The sequence below is a fragment of the Bradyrhizobium sp. CCBAU 45389 genome, from assembly GCF_028128625.1.
Classification (GTDB): domain Bacteria; phylum Pseudomonadota; class Alphaproteobacteria; order Rhizobiales; family Xanthobacteraceae; genus Bradyrhizobium; species Bradyrhizobium liaoningense_B.
The window spans coordinates 438,644-461,379 of sequence record NZ_LBIY01000097.1 but is presented as its reverse complement, the minus strand read 5'-3'; the positions used below and the strand labels follow the sequence as shown (position 1 = coordinate 461,379).

Annotated in this window: 32 protein-coding genes; 1 reads left to right on the top strand and 31 read right to left on the bottom strand. The window is 63.6% G+C overall.

Annotation, left to right across the window (positions count from 1 at the left end; genetic code table 11):
* Positions 1-131: 131 nt before the first annotated feature.
* From XH79_RS35110 to rpsL, 30 genes are all read right to left on the bottom strand, one after another.
* A complete protein-coding gene (locus XH79_RS35110; RefSeq protein WP_060736365.1) occupies positions 132-1,163 on the bottom strand; it encodes a DNA-directed RNA polymerase subunit alpha in 1,032 nt (343 codons plus the stop codon).
* 114 nt (positions 1,164-1,277) lie between these two features.
* On the bottom strand, positions 1,278-1,667 hold the full coding sequence (gene rpsK / locus XH79_RS35105) for a 30S ribosomal protein S11 (protein ID WP_007603045.1): 390 nt from the start codon (positions 1,665-1,667) through the stop codon (positions 1,278-1,280).
* A gap of 121 nt (positions 1,668-1,788) precedes the next feature.
* On the bottom strand, positions 1,789-2,157 hold the full coding sequence (gene rpsM / locus XH79_RS35100; protein WP_018647258.1) for a 30S ribosomal protein S13: 369 nt from the start codon (positions 2,155-2,157) through the stop codon (positions 1,789-1,791).
* Between the two features lie 186 nt (positions 2,158-2,343).
* Entirely contained in the window at positions 2,344-3,213 is an 870-nt protein-coding gene (locus XH79_RS35095; protein WP_271584761.1) for an adenylate kinase, read from the bottom strand.
* Between the two features lie 277 nt (positions 3,214-3,490).
* Entirely contained in the window at positions 3,491-4,822 is a 1,332-nt protein-coding gene (secY, locus tag XH79_RS35090) for a preprotein translocase subunit SecY (protein ID WP_271584635.1), read from the bottom strand.
* Between the two features lie 150 nt (positions 4,823-4,972).
* Positions 4,973-5,458: a 50S ribosomal protein L15 gene (gene rplO / locus XH79_RS35085; RefSeq protein ID WP_271584634.1), complete on the bottom strand. Its 486-nt coding sequence runs from the start codon at positions 5,456-5,458 to the stop codon at positions 4,973-4,975.
* Between the two features lie 18 nt (positions 5,459-5,476).
* A complete protein-coding gene (gene rpmD / locus XH79_RS35080) occupies positions 5,477-5,683 on the bottom strand; it encodes a 50S ribosomal protein L30 (protein WP_008136329.1) in 207 nt (68 codons plus the stop codon).
* 23 nt (positions 5,684-5,706) lie between these two features.
* Complete coding sequence (gene rpsE / locus XH79_RS35075) at positions 5,707-6,300, bottom strand: 30S ribosomal protein S5 (RefSeq protein WP_008136332.1); 594 nt, start codon at positions 6,298-6,300, stop codon at positions 5,707-5,709.
* A 44-nt stretch (positions 6,301-6,344) separates the two neighbouring features.
* Positions 6,345-6,707 (bottom strand): 50S ribosomal protein L18, encoded by a 363-nt coding sequence (gene rplR / locus XH79_RS35070; RefSeq protein ID WP_008549238.1) that lies wholly within the window; start codon positions 6,705-6,707, stop codon positions 6,345-6,347.
* A gap of 11 nt (positions 6,708-6,718) precedes the next feature.
* Positions 6,719-7,252 carry a 50S ribosomal protein L6 gene (rplF, locus tag XH79_RS35065; RefSeq protein WP_018647253.1) on the bottom strand — a complete coding sequence of 178 codons (534 nt, stop codon included), beginning with the start codon at positions 7,250-7,252 and terminating at the stop codon, positions 6,719-6,721.
* 16 nt (positions 7,253-7,268) lie between these two features.
* The gene (gene rpsH / locus XH79_RS35060; RefSeq protein WP_018647252.1) at positions 7,269-7,667 is read right to left on the bottom strand and encodes a 30S ribosomal protein S8; all 399 of its coding nucleotides are present in this window, start codon (positions 7,665-7,667) and stop codon (positions 7,269-7,271) included.
* 14 nt (positions 7,668-7,681) lie between these two features.
* Positions 7,682-7,987 (bottom strand): 30S ribosomal protein S14, encoded by a 306-nt coding sequence (rpsN, locus tag XH79_RS35055; RefSeq protein ID WP_018647251.1) that lies wholly within the window; start codon positions 7,985-7,987, stop codon positions 7,682-7,684.
* Between the two features lie 46 nt (positions 7,988-8,033).
* Positions 8,034-8,591, bottom strand: coding sequence for a 50S ribosomal protein L5 (gene rplE / locus XH79_RS35050; protein ID WP_018647250.1), 558 nt, complete (start codon positions 8,589-8,591; stop codon positions 8,034-8,036).
* Positions 8,584-8,898 (bottom strand): 50S ribosomal protein L24, encoded by a 315-nt coding sequence (gene rplX, locus XH79_RS35045; protein WP_011088142.1) that lies wholly within the window; start codon positions 8,896-8,898, stop codon positions 8,584-8,586. Before rplX ends, rplE begins: the two co-directional genes overlap by 8 nt.
* Positions 8,898-9,266 (bottom strand): 50S ribosomal protein L14, encoded by a 369-nt coding sequence (gene rplN / locus XH79_RS35040; protein WP_007603030.1) that lies wholly within the window; start codon positions 9,264-9,266, stop codon positions 8,898-8,900. Before rplN ends, rplX begins: the two co-directional genes overlap by 1 nt.
* Before the next feature lie 84 nt (positions 9,267-9,350).
* Entirely contained in the window at positions 9,351-9,599 is a 249-nt protein-coding gene (gene rpsQ, locus XH79_RS35035) for a 30S ribosomal protein S17 (RefSeq protein WP_008549247.1), read from the bottom strand.
* A gap of 13 nt (positions 9,600-9,612) precedes the next feature.
* A complete protein-coding gene (gene rpmC, locus XH79_RS35030) occupies positions 9,613-9,819 on the bottom strand; it encodes a 50S ribosomal protein L29 (RefSeq protein ID WP_011088144.1) in 207 nt (68 codons plus the stop codon).
* A gap of 5 nt (positions 9,820-9,824) precedes the next feature.
* A complete protein-coding gene (gene rplP / locus XH79_RS35025; protein ID WP_018647247.1) occupies positions 9,825-10,238 on the bottom strand; it encodes a 50S ribosomal protein L16 in 414 nt (137 codons plus the stop codon).
* Positions 10,239-10,268: 30 nt separating this feature from the next.
* Positions 10,269-10,994: a 30S ribosomal protein S3 gene (rpsC, locus tag XH79_RS35020; RefSeq protein WP_080137238.1), complete on the bottom strand. Its 726-nt coding sequence runs from the start codon at positions 10,992-10,994 to the stop codon at positions 10,269-10,271.
* A gap of 17 nt (positions 10,995-11,011) precedes the next feature.
* On the bottom strand, positions 11,012-11,398 hold the full coding sequence (gene rplV / locus XH79_RS35015; protein WP_008549264.1) for a 50S ribosomal protein L22: 387 nt from the start codon (positions 11,396-11,398) through the stop codon (positions 11,012-11,014).
* 10 nt (positions 11,399-11,408) lie between these two features.
* Positions 11,409-11,687: a 30S ribosomal protein S19 gene (rpsS, locus tag XH79_RS35010; protein ID WP_008136357.1), complete on the bottom strand. Its 279-nt coding sequence runs from the start codon at positions 11,685-11,687 to the stop codon at positions 11,409-11,411.
* Positions 11,688-11,699: 12 nt separating this feature from the next.
* On the bottom strand, positions 11,700-12,533 hold the full coding sequence (gene rplB, locus XH79_RS35005) for a 50S ribosomal protein L2 (protein ID WP_060736369.1): 834 nt from the start codon (positions 12,531-12,533) through the stop codon (positions 11,700-11,702).
* 12 nt (positions 12,534-12,545) lie between these two features.
* Positions 12,546-12,848, bottom strand: a complete 303-nt coding sequence (locus XH79_RS35000; protein WP_008566601.1) for a 50S ribosomal protein L23 — start codon at positions 12,846-12,848, stop codon at positions 12,546-12,548.
* Positions 12,845-13,465, bottom strand: a complete 621-nt coding sequence (gene rplD / locus XH79_RS34995) for a 50S ribosomal protein L4 (RefSeq protein WP_018647243.1) — start codon at positions 13,463-13,465, stop codon at positions 12,845-12,847. Before rplD ends, XH79_RS35000 begins: the two co-directional genes overlap by 4 nt.
* A gap of 1 nt (position 13,466) precedes the next feature.
* A complete protein-coding gene (rplC, locus tag XH79_RS34990) occupies positions 13,467-14,180 on the bottom strand; it encodes a 50S ribosomal protein L3 (RefSeq protein ID WP_027564407.1) in 714 nt (237 codons plus the stop codon).
* A gap of 51 nt (positions 14,181-14,231) precedes the next feature.
* A complete protein-coding gene (gene rpsJ / locus XH79_RS34985) occupies positions 14,232-14,540 on the bottom strand; it encodes a 30S ribosomal protein S10 (RefSeq protein WP_002712302.1) in 309 nt (102 codons plus the stop codon).
* A gap of 81 nt (positions 14,541-14,621) precedes the next feature.
* Positions 14,622-15,812 carry an elongation factor Tu gene (gene tuf, locus XH79_RS34980; protein WP_074116743.1) on the bottom strand — a complete coding sequence of 397 codons (1,191 nt, stop codon included), beginning with the start codon at positions 15,810-15,812 and terminating at the stop codon, positions 14,622-14,624.
* 40 nt (positions 15,813-15,852) lie between these two features.
* Positions 15,853-17,925, bottom strand: coding sequence for an elongation factor G (gene fusA, locus XH79_RS34975; RefSeq protein ID WP_212345937.1), 2,073 nt, complete (start codon positions 17,923-17,925; stop codon positions 15,853-15,855).
* A 33-nt stretch (positions 17,926-17,958) separates the two neighbouring features.
* On the bottom strand, positions 17,959-18,429 hold the full coding sequence (gene rpsG, locus XH79_RS34970) for a 30S ribosomal protein S7 (RefSeq protein ID WP_018647239.1): 471 nt from the start codon (positions 18,427-18,429) through the stop codon (positions 17,959-17,961).
* 15 nt (positions 18,430-18,444) lie between these two features.
* Complete coding sequence (gene rpsL / locus XH79_RS34965; protein WP_007603006.1) at positions 18,445-18,816, bottom strand: 30S ribosomal protein S12; 372 nt, start codon at positions 18,814-18,816, stop codon at positions 18,445-18,447.
* 672 nt (positions 18,817-19,488) lie between these two features.
* Here rpsL and XH79_RS34960 point away from each other — a divergent pair.
* On the top strand, positions 19,489-20,739 hold the full coding sequence (locus XH79_RS34960) for an FAD-dependent oxidoreductase (RefSeq protein ID WP_271584633.1): 1,251 nt from the start codon (positions 19,489-19,491) through the stop codon (positions 20,737-20,739).
* On the opposite strand, the gene XH79_RS34955 is transcribed toward XH79_RS34960, so the two are convergent.
* Complete coding sequence (locus XH79_RS34955) at positions 20,655-22,688, bottom strand: ABC transporter ATP-binding protein (protein ID WP_271584632.1); 2,034 nt, start codon at positions 22,686-22,688, stop codon at positions 20,655-20,657. The genes XH79_RS34960 and XH79_RS34955 overlap by 85 nt on opposite strands.
* Between the last annotated feature and the right edge of the window lie 48 nt (positions 22,689-22,736).

The following is a 22,736-nucleotide window of genomic DNA, read 5'->3' as shown; positions in this document are numbered from 1 at the left end:
GTCGGACTTGTTGCTCAGGTGGGCTGCCTGCGTTCGCCCAGTCAGTCATTCCGGGGCGGCTCGCAGAGCCGAACCCGGAATCTCGAGGTTCCGGGCTCGATGCTCGCGCATCGCCCCGGAACGACGAAAACTCAGTAATGATCCTCGAAGCGCTTGGCGAGCTCGTCGATGTTCTCCGGCGGCCAGCCCGGCACTTCCATGCCGAGGTGCAGACCCATCTGGGCCAGCACTTCCTTGATCTCGTTCAGCGACTTGCGGCCGAAGTTCGGGGTGCGGAGCATTTCCGCTTCGCTCTTCTGCACGAGGTCGCCGATGTAGACGATGTTGTCGTTCTTCAAGCAGTTGGCCGAACGCACCGACAGCTCGAGCTCGTCCACCTTCTTGAGGAAGGCCGGGTTGAAGGCGAGGTCCGGGATGATCTCCTGGGCGACTTCCTTGCGCGGCTCTTCGAAGTTGACGAACACGTTGAGCTGATCCTGCAGGATGCGGGCGGCGTAGGCCACCGAGTCATCCGGCGAGATCGCGCCGTTGGTCTCGATCGTCATGGTCAGCTTGTCGTAGTCGAGGATCTGGCCCTCGCGGGTGTTCTCGACCTTGTAGGAGACCTTGCGGACCGGCGAGTACAGGCTGTCGACCGGGATCAGGCCGATCGGCGCGTCCTCGGGACGGTTGCGCTCGGCGGGGACGTAGCCCTTGCCGGTCGAGACCGTGAACTCCATGCGGATCTCGGCGCCCTCGTCGAGCGTGCAGATCTGCAGGTCCGGATTGAGCACGGTGACGTCGCCGACGGTCTGGATGTCGCCGGCGGTGACGACGCCCGGGCCCTGCTTCTTCACGACCATGCGCTTGGGGCCTTCGCCCTGCATCTTGATCGAGATGTCCTTGATGTTCAGCACGATGTCGGTGACGTCCTCACGAACGCCAGCGATCGAGGAGAACTCGTGCAGCACGCCGTCGATGTGCACCGACTGCACCGCCGCGCCCTGGAGCGAGGAGAGCAGGATGCGGCGCAGTGCGTTGCCGAGAGTCTGGCCGAAGCCGCGCTCGAGCGGCTCGGCGACGATGGTCGCGAAACGCGAGGGGTCACTGCCGGGCGTGACCTGGAGCTTGTTCGGCCGAATCAGTTCTTGCCAATTTTTCTGGATCGTCACTGTTTCACCCATACAGGCCAGTCAATTTGAGGCATCAAATACTGGCGTTGGAGAAAGGCCGCAGAGCATTCCCGCGGCTTCTTGCAAAGTCATTGCGGGCGCCGATGCGCCCGCAACTCGTAGAAATCAAACGCGCCGACGCTTGCGGGGACGGCAACCGTTGTGCGGGATCGTGGTCACGTCGCGGATCGAGGTGACGGTGAAGCCCGCGGCCTGGAGCGCGCGGAGCGCCGACTCGCGGCCCGAACCGGGACCGGCGACTTCGACTTCCAGCGTGCGCATGCCGTGCTCCTGCGCCTTCTTAGACACGTCCTCGGCGGCAACCTGCGCGGCATACGGGGTCGACTTGCGCGAGCCCTTGAAGCCCATCGTGCCGGCGGAAGACCAGGCAATCGTGTTGCCCTGCGCGTCGGTGATGGTGATGGTCGTGTTGTTGAACGACGAGTTCACGTGCGCAACGCCGGAGGCGATGTTCTTGCGCTCACGACGGCGAACGCGGGTGGCTTCCTTGCCCATTGAGTCCCTTTCCTGAAGATCTCAAACGCCGCCGTAATGCCAGCGGCTACACCTGTGGAACGAAAAGCGCGTGGCGAACGGGTATCCCCTTTCGCCACACGCCGCGATGGAATGCGAAAACTTACTTCTTCTTGCCGGCGATGGCCTTGGCCGGCCCCTTGCGCGTACGCGCATTGGTGTGGGTCCGCTGACCACGCACCGGCAGACCGCGACGATGACGCAGGCCGCGGTAACAGCCGAGGTCCATCAGACGCTTGATGTTGATGCCGACCTCACGACGCAGGTCGCCCTCGACGAGATAGTCGCGGTCGATCACTTCGCGGATCTGGAGCACTTCGGCGTCGCTGAGCTGATTGACGCGACGATCCTCGGGGATCTTCACCTTCTCGATGATGTCACCGGCGATCTTCGGGCCGATGCCATGGATGTACTGAAGCGCGATCAGCACGCGCTTGTTGGTGGGAATGTTCACGCCGGCAATACGGGCCACGGCCTTCTCTCCTGTTGCCGATCCCTCGTCAGAAATCGGGCTTAAGTGCTTGGTTTCTCGGGCAGGTGTTCACAAACGCGAACACGACGCCCACCCCCGGTCTTCCTGGGGCCCGGCATCGTCTGAAACTATCCGACTTGGATGCGGGGCTTATTAGGGGATTCCAGGGGCTTTCGTCAACCGCTGCTAGCGCTTGGCTCGCTTTTTCGTGACCTTTTTTGCGGTCTTTTTGGCACCCTTTTTGACGGCCTTCCTGGCGGTCTTCTTGGCTGCTTTCTTGACCGTTTTCCTGGTCGTTTTTTTGGCCGCCTTCTTGGCACCCTTCACGGCCTTCTTGGCGGCCTTTTTGGAGGATTTGCCAGCCTTTTTGGCCGTTTTCGCCGGCTTTTTGGCCGCTTTCTTCGCCGCCTTGGCCTTCTTGGCCGGGCTCGACTTGGCCGCGCTGCGGGCATGGGTCTTGGGTTCCACCGCCCCGAGCGCCAGGAGCTGGCGGTGGATGGCGCGGGTAACCTCGTCGATGGCCATCATGCCGTCGATGGTGGAGAGCTTCCGCCGCTCGGAATAGTAGTGAATCAGGGGCTCCGTCTGGCTGCGGTAGCTGGCCAGGCGCTTGGTCAGAACCTCCGGGGTGTCGTCGAGCCGGACCTCCTCCCCGCGCTCACGCATCTGGGCGACGCGGGTCTCGACGCGACTCAGAAGCGCGCTCTCGTTGACGCGGAGCTCGATCACCGCATCGAGCTTGAGATGCTTGTGCCTCAGCAGCTCATCCAGCGCCTCGGCCTGCGGCACGGTGCGCGGGAAACCGTCGAGGATGAAACCGTTCTTGGCGTCCGGCTGCTCGATCCGGTCGGAGATGATTCCGACCACGACTTCATCAGGCACGAGCCCGCCGGCGGCCATGACTTCCTTGGCCTTCAGCCCCACCGGCGTAGCCGCAGCAACGGCCGCGCGCAGCATCTCGCCGGTCGAAAGCTGGACGATGCCATAGCGCTGCACCAAGAGCTGCGCCTGGGTCCCCTTGCCCGACCCCGGCGGTCCCAGAAGTATAATTCTCATCGGCGTACGCCCCCCGGATTGGTGAGCGATACGTCGCGCACCTGTGTTTGAAAGCTCGGTAACAGTGCAAATCATAATCAGCGCCGCACCGCTACCCATATCATAGGGGAGCAAATGCCCGGACGCCAAGAAGGCCTTTGAAATCAGTGATTGCGCTGCGGTGGAAGCCGCTCTGCCGAAGCGGCCGAACGGTTGGTTGATCGTTACCGCGGGCGCCGCGCGCTGCTCGCGCGGCGAATCGGCGGCGCTGTTGCACCGACTCGAGAGAACGCCGCGCTTAGCGGCGGCGGCCGCGCAGCTTCGACTTCCGGATCAGACCTTCGTACTGATGGGCCAGCAGATAGCCCTGCACCTGCGCCACCGTGTCCATGGTGACACTGACGACGATCAGCAGCGAGGTGCCGCCGAAGTAGAACGGCACCGACGCGTAGGAGATCAGGATCTCCGGGATCAAGCAGACGATGGCGAGATAGATCGCGCCGAGCACGGTGATGCGCGACAGCACGTAGTCGATATATTCGGCGGTGCGCTCGCCGGGACGGATACCCGGAATGAAGCCGCCATGCTTCTTCAGATTGTCCGCGGTCTCGGTCGGGTTGAACACGATCGCGGTGTAGAAGAAGGCGAAGAACACGATCAGCGCCAGATACATGGTCAGGAACAGCGGACGGCCGTGGCCAAGCTGGGTGGTGATCCACTGGAACCATTCCGGCCCGCTGCCCGCGTTGAAGTTCGCAACCGTGGTCGGCAGCAAGAGCAGCGAGGACGCGAAGATCGGCGGAATCACGCCCGAGGTGTTGAGCTTGAGCGGCAGATGCGAGGACTGGCCCTCGAACATCTTATTGCCGACCTGGCGCTTCGGATACTGGATCAAGAGCCGGCGCTGGGCGCGCTCCATGAAGACGATGAAGGCGATCACGGCAACCGCCATGATGATGACGACCAGGATCAGGCCGGTCGACATCGCGCCCTGACGGCCGAGCTCGAGCATGTTGGCGAGCGCCGCGGGCAGCTCGGCGACGATGCCGGCCAGAATGATCAGCGAGATGCCGTTGCCGATGCCGCGCGAGGTGATCTGCTCGCCCAGCCACATCAGGAACATGGTGCCGCCGGTCAGCGTGATCGCCGTGGACAGGCGGAAGAACATGCCGGGGTCGCTGACGACGTTGCCGGCGCCTTCGAGACCCACCGCAATGCCGTAGGACTGGAACGCTGCCAGGATGACCGTGAGATAGCGGGTGTACTGGTTCAGCAGCTTGCGGCCGGCCTCACCCTCCTTCTTCAGCGCCTCGAGCTGCGGCGAGACGGTGGTCAGGAGCTGGATGATGATCGATGCCGAGATGTACGGCATGATATTCAGCGCGAAGATCGCCATGCGGTGGATGCCACCGCCGGCGAACATGTTGAACATGCCGAGGATGCCGCCCGCCTGCGACTTGAACACCTGCTCCCAGATGTTGGGATCGATGCCCGGCAGCGGGATGTAGGTTCCGAGCCGATAAACGAGCAGCGCACCCAGGGTGAACCAGATGCGCTTCTTCAGTTCGTCGGCCTTGGCGAACGCGCCGAAATTGAGATTGGCTGCCAGTTGTTCCGCTGCAGAGACCATCTTGGACTTTCTCCCGCCGCCTGTTGCGCCGTCATGCCCGCGGCCGGGCTACTATCTAGCGGACGCCGGACATTATCTGGGGCTCGGCTTCGATAAGTCCACGTCCCGCATGCGTAAAGGCCCGCGAGCCGCGGGCCAATGACGCAGTTGTTACGCCGCCTCGCCTTCTTCCTTGGCAGGGGCGAGGATCTTCACCGAGCCGCCGGCCTTCTCGACCGCCGCAATCGCGGTCTTGGTGGCGCCATGCACTTCGATGTTGAGCTTGGACCTGAGCTCGCCACGGCCGAGCAGCCGCAGGCCGGCCTTGGCGCGGCGCAGCACGCCGCCCTTCACCAGGGCTTCGACGTTCACGACGCTGCCGGCGTCGATCTTCTTGGCATCGACCGCTTCCTGGAGCCGGTCGAGATTGATCTCGGCGAACTCGACGCGGAAGATGTTGTTGAAGCCGCGCTTGGGCAGACGGCGATGCATCGGCATCTGGCCGCCTTCGAAACCCTTGATGCGCACGCCCGAACGCGCGGTCTGACCCTTGCCGCCGCGGCCGGACTGCTTGCCCTTGCCCGAACCGATGCCGCGGCCGACGCGCATACGCTTTTTGCGCGAGCCGGCGTTGTCGGCGATATCGCTGAGCTTCATCGCCCTTCTCCTTATTTCTTACTTCTCGTCGACGATGCGGACGAGATGGTGAACCTTCTCGATCATGCCGCGGACTGCCGGGGTGTCCTGCAGTTCGCTGGTGCGACCGATCTTGTTGAGCTTGAGACCGATCAGCGTCGAGCGCTGCGAGTGATGGCGGCGGATCGCGCTGCCGATCTGCTCGAGCTTGATCGTCTTGCTGGACTTAGCGGCGTCCTTGGCCATGGGAGTCTACTCCAAAGCTTCCGTTAGTCGGCAGCCGCCTCGGCATCGCCACCGATACGGCGCGACTGCAGAGTGGACACCTTGATGTTGCGGCGGGCTGCGACCGAACGCGGCGAATCCTGATGCTTCAGCGCGTCGAAGGTTGCGCGAACCATGTTGTACGGGTTCGACGAGCCGATCGACTTCGCCACCACGTCCTGGACGCCGAGCGTCTCGAACACGGCGCGCATCGGACCGCCGGCGATGATGCCGGTACCGGCCGGAGCTGCACGCAGGTAGACACGGCCCGCGCCATGACGGCCGGCGATGTCGTGATGGAGCGTGCGGCCCTCGCGCAGCGACACCCGGGTCAGGTTGCGCTTGGCGGACTCGGTTGCCTTGCGGATCGCCTCAGGCACTTCGCGCGCCTTGCCGTGACCGAAGCCGGCGCGGCCCTTCTGGTCGCCGATCACGACCAGCGCTGCGAAACCGAAGCGCTTGCCGCCCTTGACGACCTTGGCCACGCGGTTGATGTGGACCAGCTTGTCGACGAACTCGCTGTCGCGCTCCTCGCGCTCCTTGCGTTCGCGTCCGCCGCCGCGTTGATCGCGTCCACCACGTTGTTCGCGTTCTGCCATTTTTCCAATCCTTCAGAGGCTTACGCCTCAATCCTCAAATTCTGTTAGAAGCTCAGCCCGCTCTCACGCGCCGCGTCGGCAAGAGCCTTGACGCGCCCGTGGTAGAGGTAGCTGCCGCGATCGAACACGACTTCCTTGACGCCCTTCTCGGCGGCGCGCTCGGCCAGCAGCTTGCCGACCGCCTTCGCCGCATCGATGTCGGCACCGGTCTTGCCACCGTCGCGCATCGCCTTCTCGAGCGACGAGGCAGAGGCCAGCGTCTCGCCCTTCAGGTCGTCGATGACCTGGGCGTAGATGTGCTTGGACGAGCGGAACACCGACAGACGCGGACGGCCACCACCGGAGCGACGCAGCTTCAGCCGCACACTCCGCTTGCGCCGGGCATTCGTAACCTTGGCTTTGGACATGACCGGCTCCGTTACTTCTTCTTGCCTTCCTTGCGGAAGATGAATTCGCCCACATACTTCACGCCCTTGCCCTTGTAGGGCTCCGGCGGACGGTAGGCGCGGATCTCCGCGGCGACCTGGCCGACGCGCTGGACGTCGCTGCCCGAAACCGTGATCTCGGTCGGCTTCGGCACGGCGATCGTGATCCCTTCCGGGATCGGATAGATCACGTCGTGGCTGTAGCCGAGCGCGAGCTGCAGGTTCTTGCCCTGCATCGCGGCGCGGTAACCGACGCCGGTGATCTCGAGCTTCTTCTCGAAGCCCTTGGTGACGCCTTCGACCAGATTCGCGACCTGGGCGCGAGCGGTACCGTACAGCGCGCGGGCGCGGTTGGTCTCGGCGCGCGGCTTGACCTTGATCTGGCCGCTCTCGAGCTTCACCTCGACGTCGTCATGGACGACGAACTGAAGCTGGCCCTTCGGCCCCTTCATCTTGACGGTCTGCCCATCGACGGTCGCGGTCACACCCGACGGAACCGCCACAGGCCTTTTGCCAACTCGTGACATGGATGAAAAATCCTTCTCAGAACACCGTGAAGAGGACTTCACCGCCCACATTCGCGTCGCGCGCGCTGTGGTCGGCCATGATCCCCTTCGGCGTCGACAACACCGAAATGCCGAGCCCGTTGTTGACCCGCGGCAGGTTCTTCACCGAGGCGTAGACGCGACGCCCGGGCTTGGAAACGCGTTCGATCTCGCGGATGACGGGCTCGCCGTCGAAATACTTCAGCTCGATCTCGATCTCGCTGCGGCCCGAGGGATGCTCGAGCGTGGCGTAACCGCGGATGTAGCCCTCGGACTTGAGCACCTCGAGCACGTTCTCGCGCATCTTCGAGCCAGGCGTGGAGACCTTGGTCTTGGAGCGCATCTGCGCGTTGCGGATGCGGGTGATCAGATCGCTGATGGGATCGTGCGTAGACATCTAAACGACCCTCCTTACCAGCTGGACTTCACGAGGCCCGGGACCATGCCCTTGGAGCCAAGGTCGCGCAGCGCGATACGGGACAGCTTGTTCTTGCGATAGTTCGAGCGCGGCCGGCCCGACAGCTCGCAACGCAGGCGGATGCGGGTCGCCGACGAGTTGCGCGGCATCTCGGCCAGCTTCAACGTCGCAGCGAAACGCTCTTCCATCGGCAGCTTCTTGTCGGCGATGATCGCCTTCAACCGCTCGCGCTTGGCGGCGGCGTTCTTCACCATCCGCTTGCGCCGGTTGTTCTTCTCGACTGAACTCTTCTTTGCCATGCTTGGCTCCTGGGTATCCGCGTTTGAGAGGCTTTAGGTCAGCGTCTCACTGCCGGAACGGGAAATTGAAAGCGGTCAACAAGGCCCTCGCCTCTTCGTCGGTCTTGGCCGTGGTGCAGACGGTGATGTCCATACCGCGGGCTTCCGTGACCTTGTCGAAGTCGATCTCGGGGAAAATGATGTGCTCCTTGATGCCGAGCGAGTAGTTGCCGCGGCCGTCAAAGCTCTTCGGGTTCAGGCCGCGGAAGTCGCGGACGCGCGGCAGCGCGACCGTCACCAGGCGATCGATGAACTCGTACATGCGGGCCTTGCGCAGCGTGACCTTGCAGCCGATCGGCTGGTTCTCACGCAGCTTGAAGGTCGCGATCGCGATACGCGAATAGGTCACGATCGCCTTCTGGCCGGCGATCTGGGTCAGCTCGGCAGCAGCGGTCTCGGCCTTCTTGCGGTCGTTGACGGAATCGCCAACGCCCATGTTCAGCACGACCTTGTCCAGGCGCGGAACCTGCATGACGTTCTCATAACCGAACTTCTCGGTCAGAGCCGTGCGGATCTTCGCATCATATTCCGCGCGCAGGCGCGGCGTGTAAGCGGCCTCAGCCATCGATCTCAGCTCCCGAGCTCTTGGCGATGCGGACCTTCTTGCCGTCCGCCAGAATCTTGAATCCGACGCGGGTCGGCTTTCCATCCTTGCCGACATACGCGATGTTGGACAGTTGGATCGGCGCCTCTTTCGAGATGATGCCGCCCTCCTGGGCCTGCGTCTGCTTCTGGTGACGCTTGACCATGTTGATGCCGCGCACGAGCGCCGTGCCGGCGTCGGGGCGAACCTCGAACACCTCGCCGGTGCGGCCCTTGTCGCGGCCGGTCAGCACGACGACCTTGTCGCCCTTGCGGATCTTCGCAGCCATCACAGCACCTCCGGCGCGAGCGAAATGATCTTCATGTGGTTCTTGGCGCGCAGCTCGCGCGGCACAGGCCCGAAGATACGGGTGCCGACCGGCTCGGACTGGTTGTTGATCAGAACGGCGGCGTTGCGGTCGAAACGGATGACCGAACCGTCGGCGCGGCGGATGTCCTTGCGGACGCGCACCACGACGGCCTTCATCACGTCGCCCTTCTTCACCTTGCCACGCGGAATCGCTTCCTTGATCGAGACGACGATGATGTCGCCGATCGTGGCGTAGCGGCGCTTGGAGCCTCCGAGCACCTTGATACACATGACACGGCGTGCGCCAGAATTGTCGGCCACGTCGAGGTTGGTCTGCATCTGAATCATTGATGCACCTCGTCCTCTTTCTCTTTGCGCCAGCCCAGCCGGCGCTCAACATTTCCCTGAAGTCAGTCGGCTAAAGCCAACAGATCAGGCGCTTTTCTTGTGTTCGCCCCGGATCACGACCCAGCGCTTCAACTTCGAAATCGGCTTCGATTCCTCGATCCACACCACGTCGCCCGGCTTGAACTGGTTGCTCTCGTCGTGCGCGTGATAGTTCTTCGAACGGCGGATCGTCTTCTTGTAGATCGGGTGCGTGAAACGGCGATCGACGCGCACCACGATGGTCTTGGCTTGCTTGTCGCTGACGACCACGCCCTGCAAAGTACGTTTCGGCATCTTCGTAAGCCTCTTACTTCTTCTTCGCGCGCGTCTGCGCGGCGACGGTCTTGATCCGGGCGATGTCACGGCGGGCCTCGCGCAGGCGCGAGGTGTTCTCGAGCTGCCCGGTGGCGCGCTGGAAGCGCAGGTTGAAGCGCTCCTTCTTCAGGTTCAGGATGGCGTCATCCTGCTGGTCGGGGCTCATCGCGCGGATGTCTTCGATCTTCATCTGGGCCATGGCCATTACTCCGCAATGCGCTCGACGAAGCGCGTCTTGATCGGCAGCTTGGCGGCCGCCAGGGTCAGCGCCTCACGCGCCGTCTGGGTGTTGACGCCGTCGATCTCGAACAGCACCCGGCCCGGCTTGACGCGAGCCACCCAAAGTTCCGGTGAACCCTTGCCGGAGCCCATGCGGACTTCGGCCGGCTTCTTCGACACCGGAACGTCGGGGAACACGCGGATCCAGACGCGGCCGGCGCGCTTCATGTGGCGGGTCAGCGCGCGGCGGGCGGCCTCGATCTGGCGCGCGGTGACGCGCTCAGGCTCGGTCGCCTTCAGGCCGTACTGGCCGAATGCCAACGTCGCGCCCGAAGACGCAACGCCGTGGATGCGGCCCTTATGCGCCTTCCGGAACTTCGTTTTCTTAGGTTGCATCATGGCTTTAAGCCCTCAAATTCCTGTCTGGCTTTAGGCCGCAGCCGTGTCGCGGCGCTGACGGCCACCACGATCGCTGCTACCGCCCGTCTCGCCTTCGGCCATTCTCTTGTCCTGGGCCATCGGATCGTGCTCGAGGATCTCGCCCTTGAAGATCCAGACCTTGACGCCGCAGGTGCCGAAGGTCGTGAACGCGGTCGCAACGCCGTAGTCGATGTCGGCGCGCAGCGTGTGCAGCGGCACGCGACCTTCGCGGTACCACTCCATGCGTGCGATTTCCGCACCGCCCAGACGACCCGAGCAGTTGATGCGGATGCCTTCCGCGCCGAGACGCATCGCCGACTGCACGGCGCGCTTCATGGCGCGGCGGAACGCCACGCGGCGCTCCAGCTGTTGCGCGATCGACTCGGCCACCAGCGTCGCATCGAGCTCCGGCTTGCGGATCTCGACGATGTTGATGACGACGTCGGACGAGGTGATGTCCGCAACCCGCTTGCGCAGCTTGTCGATGTCGGCGCCCTTCTTGCCGATCACCACGCCCGGACGGGCCGAGTGGATGGTGACGCGGCACTTCTTGTGCGGACGCTCGATCACGATGCGGGCGACGGCCGCCTGCTTGAGCTCCTTGTGCAGGATCTCGCGGATCTTGACGTCCTCGTGCAGCAGCTTGCCGTATTCCTGCTTGCCGGCGAACCAGCGGGAATCCCAGGTCCGGTTGATGCCGAGACGCAGACCGATCGGATTGATCTTTTGACCCATCGTGTTCTCCTGCGCCCTTAAGCCGCTGCTTCGGCTTCGACCTGACGAACGATGATCGTCAGCTGCGAAAATGGTTTGTAGACACGGCCCGAACGGCCACGGCCGCGGGCGGCGAAGCGCTTCATCACCAGGCCGTTGCCGACGAAGGCCTGCGCCACGACGAGATCGTCGACGTCGAGGTCGTGGTTGTTCTCGGCGTTGGCGATCGCCGATTCCAGGCACTTCTTCACGTCGACCGCGATCCGCTTGCGCGAGAACTGCAGGTCGGCGAGCGCGGCAGAAGCCTTCCGGCCGCGAATGAGCTGGGCGACCAGGTTGAGCTTCTGCGGGCTCACCCGCAGCATCCGGGCGACCGCCTTGGCCTCGTTGTCGGCGAGGCTCCGTTCGCGCTTAGGTTTGCTCATCGTTTAATCCTCAAGCCTTCTTGGCTTTCTTGTCGCCGGAGTGGCCATGGAAGGTCCGGGTCGGCGAGAACTCGCCGAACTTGTGACCGACCATTTCCTCGTTGACCGCCACCGGCACGTGCTTCTGACCGTTGTAGACGCCGAAGGTCAGACCGACGAACTGCGGCAGGATCGTCGAGCGACGGCTCCAGATCTTGATGACGTCGTGACGGCCGGACGCGCGCGCGGCATCTGCCTTCTTGAGCAGAGAACCCTCGACGAACGGGCCTTTCCAGACTGAACGAACCATGTCCGGCGTTCCTTACTTCTTCCGCTTGTGGCGGCTTAGGAGAATGAATTTGTTGGTCGACTTGTTGGTGCGGGTCTTCTTGCCCTTGGTCGGCTTGCCCCACGGGGTGACCGGGTGGCGGCCGCCCGAGGTACGACCTTCACCACCGCCGTGCGGATGGTCGATCGGGTTCATGGCGACACCGCGGTTGTGTGGGCGACGGCCCATCCAACGCTTGCGACCGGCCTTGCCGATCGAGGTGTTCATGTGATCCGGGTTCGACACCGCGCCGATCGTGCCGCGGCAGCGGCCGTGCACCAGGCGCTGCTCGCCCGAGTTCAGGCGGATGATGACGTAGTCCTGGTCGCGGCCGACGAGCTGGGCGTAGGTGCCGGCGGAACGGGCGAGCTGCCCGCCCTTCCCGATCTTGACCTCGATGTTGTGGATGATCGTGCCTACCGGCATGTTGCCGAGCGGCATGACGTTGCCCGGCTTCACGTCGACATAGTTGCCGGCGATGATGGTGTCACCCACGGCCAGGCGCTGCGGCGCCAGGATGTAGGCCTGCTCGCCGTCCTGATACTTGATCAGGGCGATGAAGCCGGTGCGGTTCGGATCGTATTCCAGCCGCTCGACGGTTGCGGGCACATCGACCTTCTCACGCTTGAAGTCGACGGTGCGCAGCGTCTGCTTGTGACCACCGCCGCGGAAGCGCACGGTGATGCGGCCGGTGTTGTTGCGGCCGCCCGAGGACTTCTTGCCCTCGGTGAGCGCCTTCAGCGGCTTGCCCTTGTAGAGGGCCGAACGATCGACCATCACCAGCTGGCGCTGGCCCGGCGTCGTGGGATTGAATGTCTTCAGTGCCATCGTCGTACGACCTTACAGACCGGTGGTGACGTCGATCCGGTGGCCCTCTTCGAGGGTCACGATCGCGCGCTTGGTGTTCGACTGCGAGCCGATATTGCCGCGGAAGGCCTTGACCTTGCCCTTGCGGACCAGCGTGTTGACGCTCTTGACCTTGACGTCGAACAGCTTCTCGATCGCTTCCTTGATCTGCGGCTTGGTCGCCTTCGCGGCCACCTTGAACAGCACCTTGTTGTGCTCCGAAGCGATCGTCGCCTTTTCGGTCACGACCGGCGACAGGATCACGTCGTAGTGGCGAGGCTCGATGTTCTTCGTCATTTGAAGCGCGCCTCCAGCGCATCGATGGCGGCCTTGGTCAGAACGAGCTTCTGACGGCGCAGGATGTCATAGACGTTGATGCCCTGGATCGGCAGCACGTCCATGTTCGGGATGTTGCGGGCCGCAGCGGCGAAGCCGTTGTTGAGCTCGGCACCGTCGATGATCAGCGCGTTGGTCAGGCCGAGGCCCGAGAAGTGACCGAGCAGCGCCTTGGTCTTGGCGGCCTCCAGCGCGGCCTTCTCGATCACGACGAGATCGCCGTCCTTGGCCTTGGCCGAGAGCGCATGCTTCAGAGCGAGCGCGCGGACCTTCTTCGGCAGGTCGGTGGCGTGCGAACGCACCACCGGACCGAAGGCACGGCCGCCGCCACGGAACTGCGGCACGCGGGCCGAGCCGTGACGAGCACCGCCGGTGCCCTTCTGCTTGTACATCTTCTTGCCGGTGCGCCAGATCTCGGCGCGCCCCTTGGCCTTGTGCGTGCCGGCCTGGCGCTTGTTGAGCTGCCACTGCACGCAGCGCGCGATGATATCCTCGCGCGGCTCGAGACCGAAGATGGCGTCGGACAGCTGGACCGAGCCGGCTTCCTTACCTTCGAGGGTGGTGACCTTCAGTTCCATCTCACGCCTCCTGCGCAGCCGGAGCGGCTTCCGCGTCGCCAGCAACCTTGAACTTGCCGGGCTTCGGAGCTTCCTTCGGCAGCGGCTTCTTGACGGCGTCACGCACGCGGATCCAGCCGCCCTTGGAGCCGGGAACGGCGCCTTCGACGAGGATCAGGCCGCGCTCGACATCGGTCTGGACGACGCGAAGGTTGAGCGTGGTGATGCGATCGACACCCATGTGGCCGGGCATCTTCTTGTTCTTCCAGGTCTTGCCGGGGTCCTGACGACCACCGGTCGAACCGATCGAGCGGTGCGAGATCGACACACCGTGCGTGGCGCGCAGACCGCCGAAGTTCCAGCGCTTCATACCGCCGGCAAAGCCCTTACCGACCGAGGTGCCGGTGACGTCGACGAACTGGCCGACGACGAAGTGATCGGCCTGGATCTCGGCGCCGACCGGGATCATGGCGTCCGCGGTGACGCGGAACTCCTCGACCCGGCGCTTCGGCTCGACCTTGGCGACCGCGAACTGGCCGCGCTCGGCCTTGGGCATGTAAACGGTCTTGCGGGCACCAGAACCGAGCTGGAGCGCGACGTAACCGTTCTTCTCTTCGGTGCGGTGGCCTACGACCTGGCAATTGCCGAGCTTCAGCACGGTCACGGGGATATGTTCGCCGGCCTCCGTGAAGACCCGCGTCATCCCGACCTTTTGTGCGATCACTCCGGAGCGCATCGGCTTGCTTCCTGTTCTCTTTGTCCGCTTTCGCGAACGGGATCCAAAATCTTAGAGCTTGATCTCGACGTCGACACCGGCGGCCAGGTCGAGCTTCATCAAAGCATCGACGGTCTGCGGGGTCGGATCGACGATGTCGAGCAGGCGCTTGTGGGTGCGCATCTCGAACTGTTCGCGGCTCTTCTTGTCGACGTGGGGCGAACGGTTGACGGTGAACTTCTCGATGCGGGTGGGCAGCGGAATGGGTCCGCGGACCTGCGCGCCGGTGCGCTTCGCCGTGTTCACGATCTCACGGGTCGACGTATCGAGGATACGATGGTCGAACGCCTTGAGACGGATACGAATGTTTTGGCCGTTCATTGCCGTGGTCTCTCTTCAGTGGGTGGCGAATAGCGAATAGCGAATGTCACCATTCGCTACTCGCCGTCCCTTTTCTCGTAATTACTCGATGATCGAGGCGACGACGCCGGCGCCGACGGTGCGGCCGCCTTCGCGGATCGCGAAGCGGAGCTTCTCTTCCATCGCGATCGGCACGATCAGGTGCACTTCCATCGCGATGTTGTCGCCCGGCATCACCATCTCGGTGCCTTCCGGCAGGTGCACGACACCGGTCACGTCGGTGGTGCGGAAGTAGAACTGCGGACGGTAGTTGGTGAAGAACGGGGTGTGGCGACCACCCTCTTCCTTGGTGAGGATGTAGGCCTCAGCCTTGAACTTGGTGTGCGGCTTGACCGAACCCGGCTTGGCCAGAACCTGGCCGCGCTCGACGTCCTCGCGCTTGGTGCCGCGGAGCAGAGCACCGATGTTGTCGCCGGCCTGGCCCTGATCGAGCAGCTTGCGGAACATTTCGACGCCGGTGACGGTGGTCTTCTGGGTGGCGCGGAGACCGACGATCTCGATTTCCTCGCCGACCTTGACGACGCCGCGCTCGACACGGCCGGTCACGACGGTGCCGCGGCCCGAGATTGAGAACACGTCTTCAACCGGCATCAGGAACGGCTGGTCGATCGGACGCTCCGGCTGCGGAATGTACTCGTCGACGTTCTTCATCAGCTCGAGGATGGCGTCGTGGCCGAGCTTCTTGTCGGAGTCTTCGAGAGCGGCGAGCGCCGAACCCTTGATGATCGGGATCTTGTCGCCCGGGAATTCGTACTTCGAGAGCAGCTCGCGGACTTCGAGCTCGACGAGCTCGAGCAGCTCCGGATCGTCGACCATGTCGCACTTGTTGAGGAACACGACGAGCGCGGGCACGCCGACCTGGCGGGCGAGCAGGATGTGCTCGCGGGTCTGCGGCATCGGGCCGTCAGCGGCCGACACGACCAGGATCGCACCGTCCATCTGGGCGGCGCCGGTGATCATGTTCTTCACGTAGTCGGCGTGGCCGGGGCAGTCGACGTGAGCGTAGTGGCGGTTCGGCGTCTCGTACTCGACGTGCGCGGTCGAGATGGTGATGCCGCGCGCCTTCTCTTCCGGCGCCTTGTCGATCTGGTCGTACGCGGTGAACGTCGCACCGCCGGCTTCGGCGAGAACCTTGGTGATCGCCGCGGTCAGCGACGTCTTGCCATGGTCGACGTGACCGATGGTGCCGATGTTGCAGTGCGGCTTGTTACGTTCAAACTTTGCTTTGGCCATTTGACTCTCCGTTCAATCGTCAGTTTGAGACCGACGACAATCAGGCAAACTTCTTTTGGACTTCTGCCGACACGTTGGCCGGCGCTTCTGCGTAGTGATCGAACTGCATGGTGAAGGTCGCGCGACCCTGGCTCATCGAGCGCAGGTTATTCACGTAACCGAACATGTTCATGAGCGGCACCATCGCGTTGATGACGTTGGCGTTGCCGCGCATGTCCTGACCCTGGATCTGACCGCGCCGGGAATTCAGGTCGCCGATGACCGAGCCGGTGTAGTCTTCCGGGGTCACCACTTCGACCTTCATGATCGGCTCGAGCAGGACGGACTTGCCCATCTGCAGCGCCTCGCGGAAGCAGGCGCGCGAAGCGATTTCGAAGGCCAGCGCCGACGAGTCGACGTCGTGATACTTGCCGTCGACGAGCTGCACCTTGACGTCGACCACGGGGAAGCCCGCGACCACGCCGGACGACAGCACGCTCTCCAGGCCCTTCTCGACGCCGGGGATGTATTCCTTCGGCACCGCGCCGCCGACGATCTTCGATTCGAACTCGTAGCCCTTTCCGGCTTCGTTCGGCTCGACGATGAACGACACGGCCGCGAACTGGCCGGTACCGCCGGTCTGCTTCTTGTGGGTGTAGCTGTGCTCCACCCGCTTGGTGACGCGCTCACGGAACGCAACCTGGGGCGCGCCGATGTTGGCGTCGACCTTGTAGGTGCGCTTGAGGATGTCGACCTTGATGTCGAGATGGAGTTCGCCCATGCCCTTCAGGATGGTCTGGCCGGACTCGTGGTCGGTCGACACGCGGAAAGACGGATCCTCCGCCGCGAGCTTGGCCAGCGCCACGCCCAGCTTCTCCTGGTCGGCCTTGGACTTCGGCTCGATCGCGATCTCGATCACCGGCTCGGGGAATTCCATCTTTTCCAGGATCACCTGCTTGTCGGGATCGCACAGCGTGTCACCGGTGCGCGCTTCCTTCAGGCCGGCCAGCGCGACGATGTCGCCGGCATAGGCTTCCTTGATGTCCTCGCGGTTGTTCGCATGCATCAACAGCATGCGCCCGATACGCTCCTTCTTCTCGCGGGTCGAGTTCACGACGCCGGTGCCGCTCTGGAGAACGCCAGAGTAGATGCGGCAGAAGGTGATGGTGCCGACGAACGGGTCGTCCATGATCTTGAACGCGAGCAGCGCCAGCGGCTCCTTGTCGTCCGCCTTGCGCACGACTTCGTTGCCCTTGTCGTCGGTGCCCTTGATCGCGGGCACGTCAAGCGGCGACGGCAGATAGTCGACGACGGCGTCGAGCAGCGGCTGCACGCCCTTGTTCTTGAAGGCCGAGCCACACAGCACGGGATAGAACGCACCGGTCAGCACCGCCTTGCGGATCAGGCGCTTCAGGGTCGCCTCGTCCGGCTCCTTGCCGTCGAGGTAAGCGGCCATGGCATCGTCGTCGAGCTCGACGGCGGCTTCCACCATCTTCTCGCGGTATTCCTTGGCCTGGTCGACGAGGTCTTCCGGAATGTCGACATAGTCGAACTTGGCGCCGAGCGCCTCATCGTTCCAGACAACGCCCTTCATCTTCACGAGGTCGACGAGACCCTTGAAGTTGTTCTCGGCACCGATCGGAAGCTGGATCGCGACGGGCTTGGCGCCCAGACGGTCAACGATGTCGGCCAGACACTTGAAGAAGTCGGCGCCGATCTTGTCCATCTTGTTGGCGAAGACGATGCGCGGAACCTTGTACTTGTCGCCCTGGCGCCAGACGGTCTCGGTCTGCGGCTCGACGCCCTGGTTGGAGTCGAGCACGCAGACGGCGCCGTCGAGCACGCGCAGCGAACGCTCGACTTCGATGGTGAAGTCGACGTGACCGGGGGTGTCGATGATGTTCAGGCGCTTGCCGGCCCAGAAGGCGGTGGTCGCAGCCGAGGTGATCGTGATGCCACGCTCCTGCTCCTGCTCCATCCAGTCCATCGTCGCGGCACCTTCGTGCACTTCGCCGATCTTGTGGCTCTTGCCGGTGTAATAGAGGATGCGCTCGGTCGTCGTCGTCTTGCCGGCGTCGATATGCGCCATGATACCGAAGTTACGGTAGTCCTCGATGGCATGTTGGCGGGGCATGGGGTGTTCCTTGCGAGTCCGTTTGTTTCGCCGTTACCAGCGATAGTGCGAGAAGGCGCGGTTGGCTTCCGCCATGCGGTGCACGTCTTCGCGCTTCTTGACGGCGTTCCCCCGGTTATTCGATGCGTCCAAGAGCTCAGCCGAGAGCCGCTCGGTCATCGTCTTCTCGTTGCGCTCGCGCGCAGCCGCGATCAGCCAGCGGATGCCGAGCGCCTGCCGGCGGGTCGAGCGAACCTCGACCGGAACCTGGTAGGTCGCGCCGCCGACGCGGCGGGAGCGAACCTCGATGGTCGGCATGACGTTCTCGAGCGCCTGCTCGAACACGCCGAGCGGGTTCTGCTTGGTCTTGGATTCGATGATGCCGAACGCGCCGTAGACGATACCTTCGGCGACCGACTTCTTGCCGGCGTACATCACCGAGTTCATGAACTTCGTGACGATGATGTTCCCGAACTTCGGATCCGGGAGAACTTCGCGCTTTTCCGCAGAGTGGCGACGAGACATAGGCTTGGTTCCCGCTTACTTCGGACGCTTGGCGCCGTACTTCGAACGACGCTGCTTACGGTTCTTGACGCCCTGGGTATCCAGAACGCCGCGGAGGATGTGGTAGCGCACGCCGGGCAAGTCCTTGACGCGGCCGCCACGGATCATGACCACCGAGTGCTCCTGGAGGTTATGACCCTCGCCGGGGATGTAGCCGATCACCTCGAAGCCGTTGGTCAGGCGCACCTTGGCGACCTTACGAAGCGCCGAGTTCGGCTTCTTCGGGGTCGTGGTGTAGACGCGGGTGCAAACACCACGCTTCTGAGGCGACTGCTGCAGCGCCGGCACCTTCTTGCGCGACTTCTGCACTTCCCGCGGTTGAGCGATCAGCTGGTTGATCGTCGGCATCCTGGCCTTACCCTTTGTTCTGCCGCGGCCCCTTGCGGGCCCGCTGTCTTGGCGCGGCCCGTTGCCGGGACCGCAAATTCTGTTCGGGCCACCCGCCCGACGAGGCCGCCTTGAAGCGGAACAATCCGCACAAAGCGAAATTGCGCCAACCGCTCCATCAACGAGCGGAAAGCGTTACGACGCCACAGAGGACCGCAGTTTTCAGGCCAATCAGCGTAAAGCTGCGGCCCGCGCACCGAGGTCATGCATCCGAATTCGATCTCAAGAGAACATGCTCAAGAGAACTAGAATCGCACTGGCATTGCCTAGCTATGATCGACAGCGTCTGAGCGGCATTCGTCGAGGTTGGTGCCTGCCGGACGATCCTAAAAGGATCAGGCAGGTGGTCCGTACCGACGTTGGCGATGCTCACCGCCTGTCGTTAAGTGAGGCGCTTTCTATAAGTGAGAATCGGTCAAGTCAAGGTGAAACGACAGTCACAAAGCGCTTCTCGCGCCTGTCGAAATCGACGTTTACCGCCCTCACCGCACGTCCCCGATATGGCGACCCCGACCGTGTTCCGCTACCCCAACGACCTATTTATACCCGGATGAAATATACTTTTATAACCCCTGCTAAGGCTTTTTTTCCTGTTGATGCGGCAATCTGCCGCCTTCGGCAGAGATTTGCACCATGCAGTACACCGACATTGCCATTGTTGGCGGGGGCTTGTCCGGCTCGACCGCCGCCGCGATGCTCGGGCGCGCCGGCATTTCGGCGGTGCTGATCGATCCGCATGAGAGCTATCCGGCGGACTTTCGCGTCGAAAAACTCAGTGGCGAGGTGCAGGTCGAGCGATTCCTGAGGACCGGAATCGCAGAATCGGTGCTGCGGCGGGCGACCTATTCCGGCGAGAACTGGATCGCTCGATTCGGCCATCTGCTCGACAGGGCGCCGAGCCGGCAGTTCAACATCCTCTACGATTCCCTGGTCAATGCCATCCGCGACGAGATTCCTGCGAGCGTCGGGCGCATCCATGCCAAGGCGATCGCGGTCGAGACCAGCACGGAGCGGCAGAGGATCACGCTCTCCAATGACGAGACGATCTCGGCCCGCCTGGTCGTGCTCGCCAACGGGCTGAACGTCGGCTTGCGCCACCAGCTTGGCATCGCGCGAAAAATCGTCAGCGCCTGCCATTCGATCTCGATCGGGTTCGACGTGGTGCCGGCCGGGCGCAATGCGTTCGACTTCCCGGCGCTGACCTACTTCTCGGAGCGGCCGAGCGACCGCATCCCCTACATCACGCTGTTTCCGGTCGGCACGCGGATGCGCGCCAATTTGTTCGTCTACCGCGGCTTCGACGACCCCTGGCTCCACGAGCTGCGCCGCGCCCCGGCGGAGACGCTGCATGCCGCCCTGCCCCGGCTCAAGCGCATCACCGGCCCATTCGACATTCCCGGCGAGCTGAAGATCCGCCCGGTCGATCTCTATGTGAACGATGCAAGGGGCCAGCCCGGGCTCGTGCTGGTGGGCGATGCCTTCTCGACGTCCTGCCCGGTCGCCGGGACCGGCTGCGACAAGGTCTTCACGGATGTCGAGCGACTCTGCAACCTCTACATCCCGCGATGGCTCGCCTCGGACGGGATGGATGCTGCCAAGGTCGCCGCCTTTTACTCCGACCCGGTCAAGCGGGCCTGCGACGAATGGTCGGCGGCGAAGGCGTTCGACTTCCGCTCAGTCTCGACCGCCACAAGCCCCTACTGGACGGCGCAGCGCTGGGCTCGCTTCGTTGCCTGGTCGGTTCAGGGGCTGCTGCGGCCGCTTGGAGGCGCCTTCGATCTGGAGCCGAACTTTCTCGGTCACTCCTCCTCGTCGTCCTCGTCCTCATCATCCTCAAGGTCGTCTTCATCCTCGTCGTCATCGTCGCTGTCGTCGTCGGCCTGAGCCACAGCGCCGTGCGGCTGGTGGATCTGGTCGTTCCAGAGCTGGCGATAGGTGCCGTTCTTGGCGAGCAGCTCGGCGTGCGAGCCGCGCTCGATCGCCCTGCCCCCTGAAATCACGATGATCTCGTCCATCTCGACCACCGAGGTCAGGCGGTGGGTCGACCAGATCATGGTACGGCCCTTGGCGACCTTCAGCAGCGTGCGGTTGATCGCGGCTTCCGTGGTCTGGTCCAGCGCCGACGTCGCCTCGTCCAGCAGCAGCACGGACGGATTGCGGATGATCGCCCGCGCGATCGCGATGCGCTGGCGCTGGCCGCCCGAGAGCGTATCGCCGCGCTCGCCGACCTGCGTGTCGTAGCGCTGCGGCAGGCTCATGATGTAGCGGTGGATCTCGGCCTTCTTGGCCGCGTCCTCCACCTCCGCATCGGTCGCGCCTTCCTTGCCGAGCCGGATGTTCTCGCGGATCGACATGTTGAACAGCATGTTCTCCTGGAACACCACGGCCATGCTCCGGCGCAGCGAATCCAGCGTGACCTTGCGGACGTCGACGCCGTCGATGGTGACGCGCCCCTCGTCCGGCACGTAGAGCCGCAGGATCAGGTTGAGCAGCGTGCTCTTGCCGGAGCCCGAGGGGCCGACGATGGCGATGCTCCTGCCGACATTCAACTTGAGGCTGAGATTGTCCAGCACCGGCGTCTGGCTGCCCTCGTACTGGAACGTCACGCGGTCGAAGGTGATGTCGTGGGTGATGCGCGGCAGATCGGGCGCACCGGGGCGATCGGCGCCGCGGGTCGGCTCGTCGAGCAGTTCCTGGATGTGACGGATTGCGGCGGCCGAGGAGATCGACACCGGGATGAAATGCATCACGTGGGCGATGTTGTAGGAGACCTCCCAGAACGCGCTCTCGAAGGTGACGAAGGTGCCGATGGTGATCTGGCCCTTGGTCGCCAGATACGCGCCGATCGCGAGCACCACGAGGTGCAGCATCAGGACCGAGATGGTGACCGTCCGCTCCACCATCGTCGACAGGAACGCGGCCGAGGCGATCCTGTTGCGGGTCTCGTCGTTGCGGAAGCTGAAGAAGCCGAACATCTTGCGCTGCAGGCTGAACGCCTTGATCACGGCCTGCGCGCCGATGTTCTCCTGCACCATGCCGAGCAGCGCGGCTTCGTTCTGCTTCTGCTCGTAATTGGCCTGCACCGCCTTCGGGGTGAGGATGCGCGGGCCGATCAGCGTGATCGGAAACACCAGCAGCGCGACTGCCGCGAGCTGCCAGTTCAAAAACACCATCAGGATGATGCCGGCGATCAATTCCAGGAACGGCAGCGCCGCACTGTTGGCGAAGGTTTTCACCGAGCCTTCGAAGGCCGAGAGGTCGACCGAGAAGCGCGACAGGATCTCGCCGCGCTTGGTGCGGCCGAAATAGGCCGCCGGCAGGTCCTGGACGTGCTCGAACAGACGCTTGCGGACATCGGAGATGATGCAGGCCGCCAGTCGCGCGTCCCAGCGCTCGTACCAGACCGCGACGATCGAGGTGAAGATGCCGGCGGCCGCGAGCACGCCGAGGATCTTGTACAGCGCCTGGAAATCCTCCTCGCCGAGCGCGTCGTCGATCAGGTATTTCAGGCTGAGCGGCATGATGACGTTGAACAGCGTCTCGACGACGACGCCGAACGCCACGAACGACAGCATCCGCTTGTAGTTGGTCAGATAAGGCTTGACGAAACCCAGGATGGTCGCGAGCGCGCCGGCGGCCTCGCGCGCGGTGAAGACGACGAGGTCCTCGTCCTCATCGTCGTCGTCGAGCTCCAGCTCGTCATCCTCCTCGTCTTCGTCGTCCTCGTCGTCTTCGAGATCGGGCTTGGCAGCGGAGGCGAGCTTGTCGTCGAGCTCGGCCGCCTCTTCGGCGGCGAGCTTCTGTTTATCGGGCGAGAGAGGCTTGGACGCCATGATACCAACCGATGCTGACGGCCGGCATGACCGCAGAGAAAGCAGGAG